Source organism: Cellulomonas sp. P4_D11, assembly GCF_056401915.1.
Window position 1 is genome coordinate 1 of record NZ_JBFUIK010000076.1, and the last position, 1,044, is coordinate 1,044.

1 protein-coding gene is annotated in these 1,044 nt (G+C 78.0%); it reads left to right on the forward strand.

The features are described from left to right. Nucleotides 1-42: 42 nt before the first annotated feature. Nucleotides 43-1,044 (forward strand): DUF4350 domain-containing protein (locus AC1DT4_RS20235; protein ID WP_477091550.1); only part of this gene is annotated, 1,002 nt, incomplete at its 3' end.

Genomic DNA, 1,044 nt, shown 5'->3' on the forward strand with positions numbered 1-1,044 from the left:
GGCCGGGCCGGCCGCGACCGAGCTGGCCGTGGCGGCCCCCCGATGAGCCTGGCGACCGACGTCGTCGTCGGCGACGGGACGTCCGCGCGCAGCCGGTCGGCGCGTCGGTGGCGACGCGCGCGGTGGCCGCTCGGCCTGCTCGCCCTCGTCGTGCTCGCGGGCATCCTGTCGGCGCTGCCCGAGCCGCAGACGTCGACCCTCACGCTGGCGCCGGACAACCCCGCGCCCGGCGGCGCGCGCGCCGCCGCCCAGATCCTCGGCCGCGAGGGCGTCGACGTCCGCTACGTGCGGCACATCGGCGACGTCCACCGGCTCGCGGGTCCGGGCTCGACCGTGCTCGTCGTCGGCGACTACCTGCTCGACGACTCCCAGCTCGACGTGCTGGACGCCAGCGGCGCGGACCTGGTCATGGTCGACGCCGAGTGGGCGCTGGGCCGGCTCACCGACGCGATCGCCTCGGGGGGCGGGCTCTCGGGCGATCCCGAGGTGCGCTCCGCGCAGTGCGACGACCCGGACGCGGTCGTGGCGGGCGCCATCACGGCGTCGGGCGCGCTGCTGGCCACCGGCCCCGGCGCGGTCGTCTGCTTCCCGGCGTCGGGCACGACGACCGACCGCGGCGGCGCGTACGCGGTCGCGGTCGAGGGCGAGCGCCGGATCGTCGCCTTCTCCGACTACGCGCCCCTGACCAACGAGCACCTCGACGAGCAGGGCAACGCCGCCCTCGTGCTTCGGGCCCTCGGCAAGCACGAGCGGCTCGTCTGGTACATCCCGTCGCTCGACGACACCGGCGCGACCGACGAGGCTGGCGGCTCCGGGCTGGGGCAGCTGGTGCCCCCCGTCGTCCCGATCCTCGCCCTGCAGCTCCTCCTCGTCGTCGTCGTCACCGCCCTGTGGCGCGGGCGCCGCCTCGGTCGGCTCGTCACCGAGCCGATGCCGGTCGTCGTGCGGGCCGCCGAGACCACCCGCGGGCGCGGGCGGCTGTACCGCCGCGGCCGGTCCTACGGCCACGCGGGTGCCGCCCTGCGCGCCGGCGCGGCCTCCCGC